General features: G+C 65.4%; 17 protein-coding genes and 1 tRNA gene. 14 read left to right on the forward strand and 4 right to left on the reverse strand.

The window, feature by feature from the left end; genetic code table 11:
- Positions 1 to 220: 220 nt before the first annotated feature.
- Positions 221 to 520 (forward strand): hypothetical protein, encoded by a 300-nt coding sequence (locus tag G3545_RS19150; protein WP_170014857.1) that lies wholly within the window; start codon positions 221 to 223, stop codon positions 518 to 520.
- Positions 507 to 977: a hypothetical protein gene (locus G3545_RS19155; RefSeq protein ID WP_170014858.1), complete on the forward strand. Its 471-nt coding sequence runs from the start codon at positions 507 to 509 to the stop codon at positions 975 to 977. Before G3545_RS19150 ends, G3545_RS19155 begins: the two co-directional genes overlap by 14 nt.
- 16 nt (positions 978 to 993) lie before the next feature.
- On the opposite strand, the gene G3545_RS19160 is transcribed toward G3545_RS19155, so the two are convergent.
- On the reverse strand, positions 994 to 2,385 hold the full coding sequence (locus G3545_RS19160) for a PLP-dependent aminotransferase family protein (protein WP_170014859.1): 1,392 nt from the start codon (positions 2,383 to 2,385) through the stop codon (positions 994 to 996).
- Between the two features lie 487 nt (positions 2,386 to 2,872).
- On the opposite strand from G3545_RS19160, the gene G3545_RS19165 reads away from it, so the two are divergent.
- The 11 genes from G3545_RS19165 (at position 2,873) to G3545_RS19215 (ending at position 12,160) form a co-directional block, all read left to right on the forward strand.
- A complete protein-coding gene (locus tag G3545_RS19165; RefSeq protein WP_170014860.1) occupies positions 2,873 to 3,355 on the forward strand; it encodes an MSMEG_0572/Sll0783 family nitrogen starvation response protein in 483 nt (160 codons plus the stop codon).
- Positions 3,356 to 3,396: 41 nt separating this feature from the next.
- On the forward strand, positions 3,397 to 4,452 hold the full coding sequence (locus tag G3545_RS19170; protein ID WP_170014861.1) for a Nit6803 family nitrilase: 1,056 nt from the start codon (positions 3,397 to 3,399) through the stop codon (positions 4,450 to 4,452).
- Positions 4,370 to 5,497 carry an MSMEG_0568 family radical SAM protein gene (locus G3545_RS19175; protein WP_170018158.1) on the forward strand — a complete coding sequence of 376 codons (1,128 nt, stop codon included), beginning with the start codon at positions 4,370 to 4,372 and terminating at the stop codon, positions 5,495 to 5,497. The genes G3545_RS19170 and G3545_RS19175 overlap by 83 nt, the downstream gene beginning before the upstream one ends.
- Positions 5,494 to 6,036 (forward strand): MSMEG_0567/Sll0786 family nitrogen starvation N-acetyltransferase, encoded by a 543-nt coding sequence (locus tag G3545_RS19180; protein WP_170014862.1) that lies wholly within the window; start codon positions 5,494 to 5,496, stop codon positions 6,034 to 6,036. The genes G3545_RS19175 and G3545_RS19180 overlap by 4 nt, the downstream gene beginning before the upstream one ends.
- Positions 6,036 to 7,013, forward strand: a complete 978-nt coding sequence (locus G3545_RS19185; RefSeq protein ID WP_170018159.1) for a sll0787 family AIR synthase-like protein — start codon at positions 6,036 to 6,038, stop codon at positions 7,011 to 7,013. Before G3545_RS19180 ends, G3545_RS19185 begins: the two co-directional genes overlap by 1 nt.
- Positions 7,010 to 8,164 (forward strand): MSMEG_0565 family glycosyltransferase, encoded by a 1,155-nt coding sequence (locus G3545_RS19190; RefSeq protein WP_170014863.1) that lies wholly within the window; start codon positions 7,010 to 7,012, stop codon positions 8,162 to 8,164. Before G3545_RS19185 ends, G3545_RS19190 begins: the two co-directional genes overlap by 4 nt.
- Positions 8,157 to 8,444: an MSMEG_0570 family nitrogen starvation response protein gene (locus G3545_RS19195; protein ID WP_170014864.1), complete on the forward strand. Its 288-nt coding sequence runs from the start codon at positions 8,157 to 8,159 to the stop codon at positions 8,442 to 8,444. Before G3545_RS19190 ends, G3545_RS19195 begins: the two co-directional genes overlap by 8 nt.
- A 17-nt stretch (positions 8,445 to 8,461) precedes the next feature.
- Positions 8,462 to 9,739 carry an MSMEG_0569 family flavin-dependent oxidoreductase gene (locus tag G3545_RS19200; RefSeq protein ID WP_170014865.1) on the forward strand — a complete coding sequence of 426 codons (1,278 nt, stop codon included), beginning with the start codon at positions 8,462 to 8,464 and terminating at the stop codon, positions 9,737 to 9,739.
- Positions 9,740 to 9,751: 12 nt separating this feature from the next.
- Positions 9,752 to 10,627 carry a Pnap_2097 family protein gene (locus G3545_RS19205; protein ID WP_170014866.1) on the forward strand — a complete coding sequence of 292 codons (876 nt, stop codon included), beginning with the start codon at positions 9,752 to 9,754 and terminating at the stop codon, positions 10,625 to 10,627.
- 79 nt (positions 10,628 to 10,706) lie between these two features.
- On the forward strand, positions 10,707 to 11,357 hold the full coding sequence (locus G3545_RS19210) for a TenA family protein (RefSeq protein ID WP_170014867.1): 651 nt from the start codon (positions 10,707 to 10,709) through the stop codon (positions 11,355 to 11,357).
- A 332-nt stretch (positions 11,358 to 11,689) separates the two neighbouring features.
- A complete protein-coding gene (locus G3545_RS19215) occupies positions 11,690 to 12,160 on the forward strand; it encodes a MucR family transcriptional regulator (protein WP_170014868.1) in 471 nt (156 codons plus the stop codon).
- Positions 12,161 to 12,300: 140 nt separating this feature from the next.
- Here the strand turns inward: G3545_RS19215 and aguA are convergent, their stop codons facing one another.
- Positions 12,301 to 13,395 (reverse strand): agmatine deiminase, encoded by a 1,095-nt coding sequence (gene aguA / locus G3545_RS19220; protein ID WP_170014869.1) that lies wholly within the window; start codon positions 13,393 to 13,395, stop codon positions 12,301 to 12,303.
- A gap of 10 nt (positions 13,396 to 13,405) precedes the next feature.
- Positions 13,406 to 14,296: an N-carbamoylputrescine amidase gene (gene aguB, locus G3545_RS19225; protein ID WP_170014870.1), complete on the reverse strand. Its 891-nt coding sequence runs from the start codon at positions 14,294 to 14,296 to the stop codon at positions 13,406 to 13,408.
- A 222-nt stretch (positions 14,297 to 14,518) separates the two neighbouring features.
- On the opposite strand from aguB, the gene G3545_RS19230 reads away from it, so the two are divergent.
- Positions 14,519 to 14,593: transfer RNA gene (locus G3545_RS19230), tRNA-Gly, on the forward strand.
- Positions 14,594 to 14,787: 194 nt separating this feature from the next.
- On the opposite strand, the gene G3545_RS19235 is transcribed toward G3545_RS19230, so the two are convergent.
- Entirely contained in the window at positions 14,788 to 15,351 is a 564-nt protein-coding gene (locus G3545_RS19235; RefSeq protein WP_246702476.1) for a PadR family transcriptional regulator, read from the reverse strand.
- Positions 15,352 to 15,359: the final 8 nt, after the last annotated feature.

A 15,359-nucleotide genomic window follows, 5' to 3' on the forward strand; every position in this document is an offset into this window, starting at 1 on the left:
TACTTCAAGCCGGACGAGGCTGATCTCACACGCCGCCCTCGCGAAAGCGAATGGCTAGTGGTACAGTCCATGCAGTTTGTGCATGGCTACAATTCCATTTGAATGGATTGCCAAATCACCGTATCTTTGTCTTGCCCCCGCCTTCCTATGAACCAATCCGATGCTTATTGGTTCTAAGCAGACCTCAGTGTCTGCCATGTAGCGGTAGAGGGCTCTGATCATGCGCAATCAGGATATGAAAAAAGTCGCTGATCTCGTTAGAGACGTCTTCCGTGCGGAGTTTGACAAGGTCGAAATCGTCGGCATCAACGCCATTCAAGACAAGGACCGCGACGGGGACTCGATTCTCCGAATCGAGGTTGTTTTCAAGGGTGATCTCAAGAATTTCGACGCCAGCAAACTCTCTGGCGCCACTCGGAGACTCATCCCTCGGTTGAGCGAGATTGACGAATCAGCTTTTCCTTTGTTCTCCTTCCTGTCCCAGAAGGAGGCGAAGGGAATGAGGTTTGAAGCCGCTTGACCTGCTGCTAACAGCAGAGGACCTCGTCAACGCCAGCAACGGCAAGCCGCGGCAGTCGAACCTGCGGCGGGCGATGAGTAGCGTCTACTATGCCTTGTTTCATACGCTGGCCTGCTCCTGCGCTGACCTACTGATCGGCGGTGCAGGAGCAGGCAAAAGTCTCGAAGCGTGGCGGCAGGTTTACAGATCCCTTGATCACGGCTTCGCCAAGTCCGCGTGCAAAAATACGGCTAAGATGAGGCTATTCCCTCAAGATATACAAGAATTTGCTATAAGATTCGTGACTATGCAGGAAAAGCGACATCTAGCTGATTACCATCCTAACGAAAAGCAGTTCAAGACAGACGTGCTATTAGAGATCGGCCAAGCCAGATCAGCAATTAAGGCGTATGCCAATACGGACAAGAAAGACAGGCGTGCATTCTGCGCTTATGTTCTGCTCAAAGATCGACAATGAAAGCTTCCCGCTAACCTCACAAAAACGCCGACGCGGCCTCCGGTGAATGGGCGAGCGCGTGCGCCATATATTCCAGCGCGCTCTTCACCTTCTCGCGGTTCACCGGGCCGCCGAGGCAGACCCGCGCGGCTTCCGGCGGGGCGCCGTCGACGGTGAAGACGTCGCTCGCCACCACCCCGATGCCGGTGGAGAACATGTGGCCGACAAAGGCGGAGCGGGTCCATGGCTCGGGCAATTCGACCCAGAGATTGAAGCTCATCGGATCGGCGCGGAAGCTGCCCACCGGCAGGATCTCCGCCGCCAGCTTCTGCCGGGCCGCGGTCTCGGCGCGGATGAACCGCAGCAGGGTGTCGGCGGTGCCGTCCTCGATCCAGCGCGTGGCCAGCGCAACGGTCAGCGGCGAGGCCATCACGCTGGCTGCGCGCAGCGCCGCGGAGAACGGCCAGCCGGCGCGGGCCTCCGGCACCACGACATAGGCGGTGCGCAGGCCGGCGCCGATGCATTTCGCGAGCCCGGCGACATGCCAGGTGAGGTCCGGCGCGATCGCCGCGAAGGGCGGCAGGCCGTGGGCGGGAATGAAGCCATAGGCGTCGTCCTCGACGATCGGCACATGGAAGCGCCGCGCCACCGAGGCGATGGCGGTGCGCCGCGCCTCGGGAATGGTGAGCGTCGTCGGGTTCTGCAGCGTCGGATTGAGATAGAGCGCCTTGGGCGCCAGCGTCCGGCAGGCCTCGGTGAACGCGTCGGGATCGATGCCGTCGGCATCCATCGGCAGGCCGACAAGGCGCAGGCCAAGCTGGGCCGCGATGGAGCGCGCGCCGGGATAGGTGATGGCCTCGCACAGCACGACATCGCTGGGTTTCGCCAGCAGCGTGAAGATGCCGAGCAGCGCCGGATGGGCGCCCGGGGTCACGAAGATGCGCTCCTGCGAGGGCACCAAAGCGCGGCGGCCGAGCCAGGCCGAGGCGGCATCCTTGTCCGCCGGGGCACCGCCAAAGCCCTGGTAGCGCAGCAGCGCCACCAGATCGCGCGATACCTCGGCAAGGCCGTCCTGCATGCGCCCGATCAGCACCGGATCGTCCGGCTCCGGCGGCAGGTTCATGGAGAGATCGACGATCTCCCGGCCGTGATGGCGGGCGGGGGCGTTGCGCAGCACGGGCCGCGGCAGGCCAGTGACGAAGGTGCCCTGCCCGACCCGGCTCTCGACCAGGCCGCGCTTCTGCGCCTCGACATAGCCGCGCGCCACCGTGGTGAAGTCGATGTCGAGCCGGCCGGCGAGCTTGCGCTGCGGCGGCAGGCGGTCGCCGATGGCGAGCCGCCCGGCGCGGATGTCATCGGCGATCAGGTCGGCGATGGCGAGATAGCGCGGCTTGTCGGAGCGGGAGAGGTCGGGCGTCCAGTCGGGCATGTCACTCGTCGTCCACTTCAGTCGAACCTCATCCTGAGGTGCCCGGCGTAAGCCGGGCCTCGAAGGATGCTCGTCCGGGTCGCTCTGCTTGAGCATCCTTCGAGGCTCGCTTCACTCGCACCTCAGGATGAGGTCGCGAGGAAGGGTCGCCAACTCGGCGACCGGATTGACTGTATAATGTTGCAGAGATGGCCTGTCACCTGTGGACTCCATCTTGCTGCATCATGGGTGTGGATGCTGCGCGGATGCCGCGATGCCAAGGAATCGAGCATTTCCCTGCCTTTTGAGCGCGCTTTCGCCTCTCGTTCGGGCATTTCGAAAATCATCTGAACGACAGTATTGTATGTATTATTGAATGTAAATTGACTGTTTTGATGATTCTTCGTGCAAACAGTCAATTGGCACATTGATTGCAGTCTCCGTTGGCGTGCTGCCGGCAAGCGCCGGTCCTTCAATTCCAGCCCAGATCCCCGCCAAGGAGTGCACCATGCCCGCCGTCACCGCCCCCGCCCACCAGAAGGGCGACTTCCTGGTCGACTACGAAGACAAGAAGTTCGAGGACGTCAAAGCCGCTCCCGGCGAGAAGGCGCTCGTTACCTTCCACACCGTCGCCTTCGAAGGCTCGATCGGGCTGGTCAACCTGCTCCAGGCACTGCGCCTGAAGCGCAAGGGCTTCGACACCTCGGTGCTGCTCTATGGCCCCGGCGTCACGCTCGGCGTGCAGCGCGGCTTCCCGAAGCTCGGCGACGAGGCCTTCCCCGGCCACCTGAACTTCAACAACCAGATCACCAAGTTCATGGAAGAAGGCGGCAAGGTCTATGCCTGCCGCTTCGCGCTCCAGGCGCTCTACGGCCATGGCGAGCCCTCGCTGATCCCCGGCATCATCCCGATCAGCCCGCTCGATGTGCTCGACCTGATCCTGCTCCACCGCAAGGACGATGCCTTCATGCTCCATACCTGGACGCTGTGATCTGGACGCTGTGAAGCCCGCCCACTGACAAGGAGGCTGCCATGGCCGAGAAGAGAGCCGTCCGCGCCGCCGCGGTGCAGATCGCGCCCGATCTCGACAGCGTCGAGGGCACGCTCAGCCGCGTGCAGGCGGCGCTGGACGAAGCGGCGGGAAAGGGCGCGGAGCTCGTGGTCTTCCCCGAGACCTTCGTGCCCTGGTACCCGTACTTCTCCTTCGTCTATCCGCCGGTGCTGACTGGTGGCGAGCATTTGCGGCTCTATGAGAATGCCGTGGTGGTGCCCGGCCCGGTGACGGAGGCGGTGGCCTCCGCCGCCCGGCGGCACGGCATCGTCGTCGTGCTCGGCGTCAATGAGCGCGACCACGGTTCGCTCTACAACACCCAACTGGTGTTCGATGCCGACGGCTCGCTCAAGCTCAAGCGCCGCAAGATCACCCCCACTTTCCATGAGCGGATGATCTGGGGGCAGGGCGACGGCGCCGGGCTCCAGGTGGTCGACACCGCGGTCGGCCGGGTCGGGGCACTGGCCTGCTGGGAGCACTACAATCCCCTCGCCCGCTACGCCTTGATGGCGCAGCACGAAGAGATCCATATCGCGCAGTTTCCCGGTTCGCTGGTGGGGCCGATCTTCGCCGAGCAGATCGAGGTGACGATCCGCCACCACGCGCTGGAGAGCGGCTGCTTCGTCGTCAATTCCACCGGCTGGCTCACCGAGGAGCAGATCGCCCGCATTGCGCCGGACGAGAAGCTGCGCCGCGCGCTGACCGGCGGCTGCATGACGGCGATCATCTCGCCGGAGGGCTCGCATCTGGTGCCGCCCCTCACTTCGGGTGAGGGCATCCTGATCGCCGATCTCGACATGGCCCTCATCACCAAGCGCAAGCGGATGATGGATTCGGTCGGCCATTACGCCCGGCCGGAACTGCTCAGCCTCACTCTCGACAACCGTCCGACCGCGCCGATGCAGGCGCACGCGACCTTCCCCGTCCTTGCAGGGAGCCAATCCGATGAAGCCGATGGATCTGACGAGCGATCTCGCGCCGCTGCCGACGGAGCGCCTGATCAACGAGTTGCAGTCCTACGGGGTGCGGCTCGTTGATCCCCGGGCCGGGGCGGACAGCCGCCGCGGCGGGGCAGGCCCATCCGACCACAAGGCGCTGACCATCGACGGCATGACGGTGATGGTACCGGTGCATACCGCGCCGGCCTTCAAGAGCCCGTATCTGGTGGAGAAGCCGGATGCGTTCGGGCGCAGCCGCATCAGCCGCGATGGGCTCAGCCTCGGCGAGGTGACCTTCCCGTTGCAGCCGAAATTCTACGGGCTGACGACGGCGGACGGCATCCCCTATTCCAAGATCGCGGTGCTGCACGGGCGTGACGTGCTGGCGACGACGGTGCTGCAGAGTTGCATCCGCTATCAGAGCCGGACCAAGACCTGCCAGTTCTGCGCCATCGGCCAGTCGCTCGCCGCCGGCCGCACCATCGAGCGCAAGACCCCTGCGCAGCTTGCCGAAGTGGCGAAAGCGGCGGTCGAGCTCGACGGGGTGAAGCATATGGTGATGACCACCGGCACCCCGCCCGGCAAGGACCGCGGCGCGGCGATCCTCACCGAGAGCGCGGCGGCGATCAAGGCGGCGGTCGACCTGCCGATCCAGGCGCAATGCGAGCCGCCGGACGACGATGCCTGGTTCATGCGCATGCGTGAGGCCGGCGTCGATGCGCTCGGCATGCATCTGGAAGCCGTCACCGATCCGGTGCGCCAGCGCATCATGCCGGGCAAGGCGCAAGTCTCGCTGGAGCGCTATTTCCAGGCGTTCGAGGCGGCGGTGCCGGTGTTCGGCCGAGGCCAGGTCTCGACCTATATCCTCGCCGGGCTCGGTGATACTCGCGACGAGATACTCGACATCTGCCGGCGGCTCACCGCGATCGGCGTCTATCCCTTCGTGGTGCCGTTCGTGCCGATCTCCGGCACGCCGCTGGAGAGCCATCCGACGCCCTCCCCGGCCTTCATGCATTCCATCCTCGGCCCGCTGTCCGGCATGCTGATCGCCTCGGGGCTCAAAGCCATCGACGTAAAGGCCGGCTGCGCCAGATGCGGCGCCTGCTCGGCGCTCGCCACCTATGAGCGGAGGGCCTGCTCGTGATGTTCGAGCCGTTCAAGCCCTTCACCGCGAGCGCCTTCACGGTGAAGTACGCTACCGACCCGTGGGAGCGCGAAGGCGCGGCTCGCCTGCGCCGGGACGTGTTCTGCGAGGAGCAGGGCATCTTCGAGGGCGACGACCGCGACGTCATCGACGCGGTGGCGACGCCGATCGTCGCGCTCTCCATGCTCGGCGTCGCCGCCGCCGACGTCGTCGGCACGGTGCGCATTCATGAGGAGACGCCGGGCCTGTGGTGGGGCTCGCGGCTCGCGGTGGCGGCGGATTATCGCAGCGCCGGTGCGCTCGGGCCGGCGCTGATCCGGCTCGCGGTCTCCTCCGCCCATGCGCGCGGCTGCACGCGTTTCCTGGCGAACGTGCAGGCGCAGAATGGCCTCCTGTTCCGCCGCATGCGCTGGCGCATCGTCGAGGAATTCGAGCTGCTCGGCCGCCCGCATCTGCGCATGGAGGCGGACCTCAATTACTATCCGCCTTTCACTGAGCCCGAGACCGGCTTCCACGCCCATTCGCGAAAGGCAGCGTGATGTTGACCGGGCTCGCTCAGACCCTGCGCACCAGCCGCGGCCTCGCCGCCAAGGCGGATATCGGCCTAGCCACCGCCCGGCTCGGGCTCTCGGGTGCGAGTGCGGTTCCGGTTGGTGACGATTGCGCCGCGATCCCGGACGGCGACGGCTGGCTGCTGCTCGCCATTGAAGGCTTCATGAACGAATTCGTGGCGGGCGACCCGTGGTTTGCAGGCTGGTGCGGGGTGATGGTCAACATCTCCGATATCGCCGCCATGGGTGGGCGGCCGATCGCCGTGGTCGATGCGGTGTGGGCCGATGGCGAGGACAAGGCGGCGCCGGTGCTGGAGGGGTTGCGCGCGGCGTCCGAGCGCTTCGGCGTGCCTCTCGTCGGCGGCCACACCAATATAAGGACGGATCGCGGGCAGCTTTCGGTGGCCATACTCGGCCGGGCCAAGCGCCTGCTCACCAGCTTCGATGCCCAGCCCGGCGAGCGGCTCATCGCCGCCATCGATCTGCGCGGCGCCTATCGCGAGCCGTTCGCCAATTGGCAGGCGGCGCTCGATGCGCCGGGCGAACGGCTGCGCGGCGATCTCGAAGTGCTGCCGCTGATCGCCGAGAGCGGGCTGTCGCGCGCCGCCAAGGACATCAGCCAGGGCGGCGTCATCGGCACCGCAGCCATGCTCGCCGAGTGCTCCGGCGTCGGCATCGCCATCGACGTGCGGTCCGTGCCGGCGCCGGACGGCGTGGATCCGGCGCGCTGGCTGCTGAGCTTTCCGAGCTACGGCTACCTATTGTCGGTGCGGCCCGCCGATGTGCCGGCGGTGTCGGCGCTGTTCCGGGCGCGCGGCATTGGGGCTGCGGATATCGGCGCGGTCACCGCGGATCGCCGCGTCACCATCACCGACGGCACGTCGACCGAGTCCATCTGGGATTTCACCCGCCAGCCACTGCTCGGCTGCGGCCCGACAACCAGCGATGCGGAGGCGGCGGCATGAGCGCGCTCCGCATCGCCATACTCGCTCATTCCACCAATCCGCGCGGCGGAGTGGTGCATGCGCTCGAACTCGCCGATGCGCTGGTAAAGCTTGGCCACGAGCCGGTGGTCCACGCGCCCGATGCCAAGCGCACCGGCTTCTTCCGCGAGAGCCTGTGCGAGACCGTTTCCGTGCCCGCCTCGCCGGTCGGCAGCGACATCACCGAGATGGTGGAGATCCGCGCCGCCGATTATGTCCGGCACTTCGAGAATCCCGCGCATCGCCGCTTCGACGTGTTCCACGCGCAAGACGGCATTTCCGGCAATGCTCTGGCAACGCTCAAGCAACGCCAGAGCATTGCAGGCTTCGCCCGCACCGTCCATCACATCGACGCCTTCCGCGACCCAAAGCTCCAGGCCCTGCAGACGCGGGCCATCGTCGCCGCCGACCGGCATTTCACCGTCAGCCGCATGTGGCAAGCCGAACTCAAGCAACGCCACGGCATTGCTTCCGTAGTGGTCGGCAATGGCGTCGATACCGGGAGTTTCACGCCCAACCGCGACGGCCGCGAGGCGGCGTTGCGAGAGCGGCACGGCATCGGCGTCGGGCCGGTGATCCTCGCGGTCGGCGGCATCGAGGCGCGCAAGAACACGATCCGGCTGCTGGAGGCCTTCACCCAGCTACACGTCATGCATCCGCATGCCCAACTCGTCATCGCCGGCGGCGCCACCCTGCTCGACCACCATGATTACAAGCAGGCGTTTGCCGCCGCGCGCTCCAGTCTCGCTCTGCCGGCCCATGCCGTGATCGAGACCGGCCCGGTGCTGCAGCAAGACATGCCGGCGCTCTATCGCCTCGCCGACGTGCTGGCCTTCCCATCAGTGAAGGAGGGCTTCGGCCTTGTCGTGCTGGAGGCCATGGCGAGCGGCGTGCCGGTGATTGTCTCGCGCATCGCGCCCTTCACCGAGCATTTGCGGGATGAGGAGGTGGTGTGGTGCGACCCGATGAACGCCGGCTCCATCGTCAATGCGCTCGCCACGGCGCTCACGCCGGAACTCGCCGGCCGGCTGAGATCGCGCGGGCCGGTCGCCGCACGGCGCCATGACTGGGGCGCCACCGCCGCCGCCCATATCGAGACCTACCAGGCCCTGCGGGAGCGCACCTATGCCTGAGATGCGCTTCCATATCCGCTGGCCCGATGGTCGTTCCGAGAGCTGCTATTCGCCCTCGCTGGTCATCAAGGACTATTTCGTGCCCGGCGAGCGCTATGCGCTCGTCGATTTCCTGGAGCGCAGCCGTACCGCGCTCAGCATCGCCAGTGCGCGCGTCGCCGCACGCTACGGCCATCCCTGTTCGCTTGCGCTTGGCCAGCTTGCCCGCATCGAGGCGGCCGGCCGGCTTTTCCTTGAAACCCCTGATGCGTGCGTCGCCGTCGAAGCTTTCGACGAGTGAGCGCCGGAGATCCCGTCATGACCTCGAACGCAATCCCGCACCTCCCAGTCCTCATCGTCGGGGGCGGCCAGGCCGGCCTGGCCACCAGCTGGCATTTGCAGCGCAGCGGCATCGAGCATCTGGTGCTCGAAAAACATAAGGCGATGCATGCCTGGGAAACCCAGCGCTGGGACAATTTCTGCCTGGTCACGCCGAACTGGCAGTGCGACCTGCCGGGCCACGCCTATGCCGGTGATGATCCCGACGGCTTCATGAAGAAGGACGAGATCCTCGCCTATCTCAAGGGCTTCCGCGCCGCGGTCGATCCGCCGCTCCGCGAGGGCGTCGCGGTGTCCAGGGTGACGAGGCGCGAGGACGGCGGTTTCCATGTCGCCACTTCGGCCGGCGACTACACCGCCGACCAGGTCGTAGTCGCCTCCGGCGGCTATCATGAGCCGATCGTGCCGCGCATGGCGGAACGCCTGCCTTCCTCCATCACGCAGATCCATTCCGCGCAGTATCGCAATGCCGAACAGCTTCCCGAAGGCGCGGTGCTGGTGGTCGGCTCCGGCCAGTCCGGCGCGCAGATCGCCGAAGACCTGCATCTCGAGGGGCGCAAGGTATTCCTCGCCGTCGGCGCCGCGCCGCGTTGCGCCCGCTTCCATCGCGGCCGCGACGTCGTCACCTGGCTCGCCGACATGGGCTATTACGACATGCCGGTGGAGCAGCACCCGCTGCGCGAGGGCGTGCGCGACAACACCAACCACTATGTTACCGGCCGCGACGGCGGGCGCGACATAGATCTGCGCAAGTTCGCCAGCGAGGGCATGGAGCTCTATGGCGTGCTGCGGGACTTCGACGGCGCCGATCTCGCCTTCGACAGCAATCTGACCAAGGCTCTCGACGACGCCGACCGGACCTATAACGGCATCAATGCCGCGATCGACAAGCATATCGCCGAGAACAACATCCAGGCCCCGCCGGGCACGGTCTATCAGCCGGTATGGCGGCCGCAAGGCGAGCGTCCCACACTGACGCTGGAGGGCTCGGGCATCACTTCCATCGTCTGGTGCATCGGCTTCAAGCCGGATTTCCGCTGGCTCGACGCTGCCGTGTTCAATGGTGCCGGCCACCCCAGGCACCGGCGCGGCGTCACCGGCGAGGAGGGCATCTATTTCATCGGCCTGCCCTGGCTGCACACCTGGGGCTCGGGGCGCTTCGGCAGCGTCGGGCGCGACGCCGAGTTCATCGTCAGCCATATGGTCGAGCGGATGGGCGCGCGCTCCTTATCGGCACGTCTCAAGGTCGCGAGCTGAGGGAATCCGCGCATGAACGTCGCCTTTCCTCCACCCGGCGCCGGTGACGCCCTCGCCTGCCGCGACGCTTCGATGCTGGACCGCATCGTGCTCGGCATGCCGCATCTCAGCCTTGGCGGGCTGTCCGAGACCTGGTTGCTGAAGGAACTCGGCCACCGGCACTGGCAATTACTGGCGCTTCTGGCCGGGCGTGCCGTACCGGAATTCCGTGATGCCGAGAGCAATCCGGTCTATGCCGCCTTCTGCGCGGTGACGATCAGTAACGCCGCATTCGGCATGCTGCGCGAGCACGACGAGCTCTCCATCGAATCGCGCATCGCCCGTATCTCCCGCACCCAGTTCGCCAGCCTGCACGAATTGCGCTGCCGCGGGCGCAGCGTCGGCCGGGTGGAGCTGTCCTCGGTGTTCGTCAGGCGCGGCATTCCGGGGCGAAACCGCTCGGTGGCGCGCGTGGCGCTCGATCTGTTCCCGCCGGCGGCGCTGGCTCCCGGCTTTGGCGCGGCGGCGGCTTTGGCGGCGCGGCTGCGCAGCGGGGAATGGCAGGAGCATTTCGGCTTCGTCCGCGCGGCGGGGCAGGTGCGCCGGGAAATAGTGATCAATCCCTGCCCATCGCAGGATTTCAACGGTGCGGACTTTCTCTATTTCGCCGCGTTCCAGTCCTTCGTTGATCGCGCCGAATGGGAATTCTTCAACTTAAGTATAAGTTCGACCCTTGATCGCGACCTCATCTATCACGGCAATGTCGAGATCGGCGATCGTGTCGTCGTGCAATTGATGGGCGAGCGCCGATCTGCCGATCGCATCGCGCATTGGTGCCGAATCACCCGGCACATCGATGGTGCGCCGCTCGCGGATGTCTTCACCGAAAAGTTGATCGCGCCGGTCTGATCTCCTGAGCTCGCATATCGACTGCATGCGCAAAGCCGAATAGAGCGATTCCGCCCGAATGATTGGGCGGGAGAGCGAGATGTCGAGCTTCAGCGAGCGTTTGCGCGCGGACAATATCGAGAACTGGAATGCCGCGATAAACCATCGCTTTGTCGGAGAGATCTTCCGCGGCGCGGTGCCGTCGCAGGTGATGCGGCGCTATCTGGTGCAGGATTATCAGTTCATCGACCGCTTCGTTGCACTGCTCGGCGCCGCCATTGCCAGTGCCGATCTCTATGCCTCGCGCATCCGATTCGCCCAGTTCGCGGCGATGATCACCAGTGACGAGAACACTTATTTTCAGCGCTCGTTCAACGCTCTAGGCGTTCCCGAAAGCGAACGGACGGCGCCTCATCTGGCCGATGTCACCCGACAATTCCAGGCGCTGATGGCGGAGGCTGCGGCAAGTCGAAGCTATGCAAACGCTCTCGCGGTGCTCACGGTGGCCGAGGGCATCTATCTGGAATGGGCTGACCAGGGGTACCCATTGCCGGCCGACTTCATCCATGCCGAGTGGATCACGCTTCATAACAGTCCCGGTTTCCGGGAATTTGTACTTTGGCTGCGGTCTGAGCTCGATCGTATTCACGATTTTCTGAACGACGCTGAACGGCATGTCGCCGCCGGTTACTTCCGTCGGGCGGTCGAGCTCGAACGGGCGTTCTTCGATTACATATATGAGGGCGAATAAGGGCGAAGAGAGCAGCCGGCTTACGGTTAAATTAAGCTAAGTCATGCGGCTTTCCGCCCGGTGAATTCACGATCCTGATGCCGGCTGCATTACCCCGCACTGCGGCGAATACGTTCAGTCCATGGCTGCCGGCGATTGTTTGCGTATGGTATGGAAATCCCGCTTTGATTGCGTACGTCTCTTATTAAGCTTGTCGGTGCGACAGAGTCCGTGGCGGTTTGACCGGAATAACGAGACTATATTCTCAGCAATTTGTTTATGGAGATATTGGGCGCTTATTGACGTTTCCATAAATGCTGTTAAATCCCACACATTGCCCATGGAGGAAATAAATGACCGAACAAAGCAGCTCGACCACCGATTTTCTCGGCCTGACGGCAGACGTCGTCGCCGCGTTCGTCGGTAACAACTCGGTCCCGGCGTCTGAGCTGCCGGAACTCATCGCAAAGGTCCACGGTGCGCTGCTTCGCCTCGGCAATCCGGCCCCGGTGGTCGCTGACGAAGTGCTGAAGCCTGCGGTGTCGATCAAGAAGTCGGTCACGCCCGAATATATCATCTGCCTGGAAGACGGGCTGAAGTTCAAGTCGCTGAAGCGCCATCTGCGCACCAAATACAACATGACTCCGGAAGAATACCGCGCAAAGTGGGGCCTTCCGAACGATTATCCGATGGTGGCGCCCAGCTATGCTGCAGCGCGGTCGAACCTTGCGAAGAAGATGGGCCTCGGCCAGCAGCGCAAGAAGCCGACCCCGCCGCCGGCGCCCGCCAAGGGCCGCGGCCGCGCCAAGAAGGTTGCCGCCTGATTTCGGCAGATGTTGCTGCGGGGCGGTCAGTCCGCCCCGCGCCAATAAACGGGCCCTTGTCCTTGCGGATGGTGTCATCCGCAAGGACAAGGGCCCTGTTTCATTAAGCAGGCAAGTGCTTCGGCAAACAGGCATGTATGTCAGCCGGGGATGCCCGCCGGCTGCTGCTGCGTAATGCAGTGAATATTGCCGCCGCCGAGCAGTATCTCCCGCGTCGGCAGGCCGATCACCGTGCGATCCGGAAACAGCTTCGTCAGGATGCTGCGGGCTTCGCCATCGGTGCGCGGATCGAGCTCCGGCATCAGCACAAGACCATTCCCGATATAGAAATTGGCATAGGAAGCGCCGAGCCGCTCGCCGGCGCCGCGGCTCATGGTGCCGTGTGACGGCTCCATGGAGTCGATCGCCTCCTCGGTGCCGCGAAACAGCGGCCCCGGCAGCGGCAGCTTGACGATCTCGAGCGTGCGCCCGCGCGCGTCCCGCGCCTTCGATAGCCGCTCAAGGGCGTCGCGCGAGATGGCATATTGCGGATCGTTCGGATCCTCGCACCAGGTGAGCGCCACCACGCCTGGCCGGACGAAGCAGGCGAGATTGTCGATGTGGCCCGAAGTTTCGTCGTCGACCAGCCCGGCGCCGAGCCAGATCACCGTGGAGACGCCGAGATAATCCTTCAGATGTTCTTCGATCTCGACCCGCGAAAGCTCCGGATTGCGGTTCGGATTCAACAGGCATTCTTCGGTGGTGAGCACCGTGCCTTCGCCATCGACATGGATCGAGCCGCCTTCCAGCACGAGCGGCGCGCGATAACGCGGCGCCCGCTCGACTTCCAGCACCTTGGCGGCCAGCAGCCGGTCGGCCTCGCAGGGCGCATAGAGCCCGCCCCAGGCATTGAACTCCCAATCGACGCCGCGCAGCCGGCCACGCGTGTCGACGACGAAGCTCGGCCCGCTGTCGCGGCACCAGGAATCGTCGGTGGAGGCCTCGACCAGCCGCACGCTGGCGGGAAGCTGCCGGCGGGCGTTGCTCCATTGGCCAGGGGAGACCAGCATGGTCAGGGGCTCATGGGCGGCAATCGCGCTGGCGACGGCGGCGAACGCTGCCTGTCCCGGCGCGGCACCGCCGCGCCAATTGTCCACCCGCTCCGGCCATATCATCCAGCAGCCGGCGTGCGTCTCCCACTCCGCCGGCATGCGGAAGCCGTCGGCGGCAGGCGTGGAGGCAAGGGTCTCGCTCATGGCACCGCCCTCAGCGCGCGCTGGCGGACGGGTGGCGGCCGTCCAGCGTCAGCAGCGCGCCATAGAGCTCCGGCCGGCGGTCGCGGAATACGCCCCAGGAGCGGCGCTGCTGCGCGATGCCGTCGAGGTCGAAGGTCGCGGTCAGCACGGTTTCCTCGCTGCGGCCGGCCTCGGCGACCTTGGCTCCTGTCGGGTCGGCGATGAAGGAGGAGCCATAGAAGGTCATGGAGGTGCCGTTGCGGCCCGCCTCGGTGCCGATGCGGTTGGAGGCGATGAGCGGCACCAGATTGGCCCCAGCGTGGCCCTGCATGACGCGCTGCCAGTGGCTGGAGGAATCGAGCGTCGGGTCGTGCGGCTCGGAGCCGATGGCGGTAGGATAGAGCAGCACCTCGGCGCCCATCAGCGCCATGGTCCGAGCGCACTCCGGGAACCACTGGTCCCAGCATATGCCGACGCCGATGCGGCCCAGTTGCGTCTGCCAGACCCGGAAACCGGTATCGCCGGGGGAGAAGTAGAATTTCTCGGTGTAGCCCGGCCCATCCGGAATGTGGCTCTTGCGGTAGAGCCCGAGCACGGTGCCGTCGGCGTCGATCATGGCGAGGCTGTTGAAGGCGGCCTCGCCGGCGCGCTCGAAAAAGCTGAGCGGCAGCACGACGCCGAGTTCGCGGGCGAGCGCGGCGAAATGCGCGATCAGCGGATTGCCCGCGAAGGGCTGCGCCAAAGCGAGATGTTCGTAGAGCTGATCCTGGCAGAAATAGGGGGTCTCGAACAATTCCTGCAGCAGTATGAGGCGGGCACCACGCCCGGCGGCCTCGCGCACCAGACGCTCGGCGCGGGCGATATTTCCCGCACGGTCCCAATCACAGGCCATCTGGGTCGCGGCGACGGTGAGGCTGCGCATGCGGGGCTCCGGTGCTGTCCGCGCGGCCGGAGATTCCGCGCCGCTGCTGGTGCTCAAGGGTTCGCCGCCTGTATTAGCGCCGGCCGGAAAGCCGCGCCAGAGAATGCGGAACGCTTGCTGGGGAAGCCGGCATCAAGCCTGTTGCAATCGCCCGCGGCATGAGGCATAGAGACGGCCCATTCGGGGCGCCGGCCAGACGGCAGCGCTTACCGAAGGAGCGGTGCGGGTGTAGCTCAGGGGTAGAGCACAACCTTGCCAAGGTTGGGGTCGTGGGTTCGAATCCCATCGCCCGCTCCAATTTTCCAATTGGCAAAAAGCCGCGCAGTTGCGCGGCTTTTGTCGTTTCTGGGCTTTGCGAATCCTGCTGTTGCCAGGGACCGGAAGCGGACGCGATTGCCTACCGCTGGCCGGCCGGTCTCGCAAAAGGTCGCGTGATCCTCCCTACCAGCGTGGCGCCGGAGCGATCGCGGTGGGTCCGCATGTCCTCGCGATCAGCTGCGTTCCACGGTCTGCGCCGCGGCGTCGAGGGCTGTCGCGATGGCTTCGGCTGTGGCCTGATCGATGGGGCCTCGCCTCAGGCGCAGGCGCATGGCGATCTTGAGATTCTCCATGGCGCGCACCAGCGGCGCCGGCACCGGGTCACTGCCGTCCGTGCCAGCCGGGCCGGCGCGGGACAGCAACTCGTCCGCCGCCGCGCGATTGGCAAGGAGGAAGGCCTCGCCCTCGGCGGTGATGCGGTAGCGCTTGCGGCCGGCATCTACCGGCTCGATGGCCGCGTAGCCCATGTCGTCGAGCCAGGCCAGCGTCGGATAGATCACGCCCGGGCTCGGCGTGTAGCTGCCACCGAAGCGCTCCTCGACCGCCTTGATGAGTTCGTAGCCGTGCCGTGGCCGCTCGGCGATCATGGCGAGGAGCAGCAATCGCAGATCGCCATAGTCGAACAGGCGCCCGCCGTGGCGGCCGCCGCGATGCGGCCGGTGATGCCGGCCGTGGTGAGGGTGGGGATGACCCGAGTGATCGTCGGGTGCGGAAAAATAGCGGTCTGGACCGCCCATGTGTCTGT

It is taken from the genome of Starkeya sp. ORNL1, assembly GCF_012971745.1.
Taxonomy (GTDB): domain Bacteria; phylum Pseudomonadota; class Alphaproteobacteria; order Rhizobiales; family Xanthobacteraceae; genus Ancylobacter.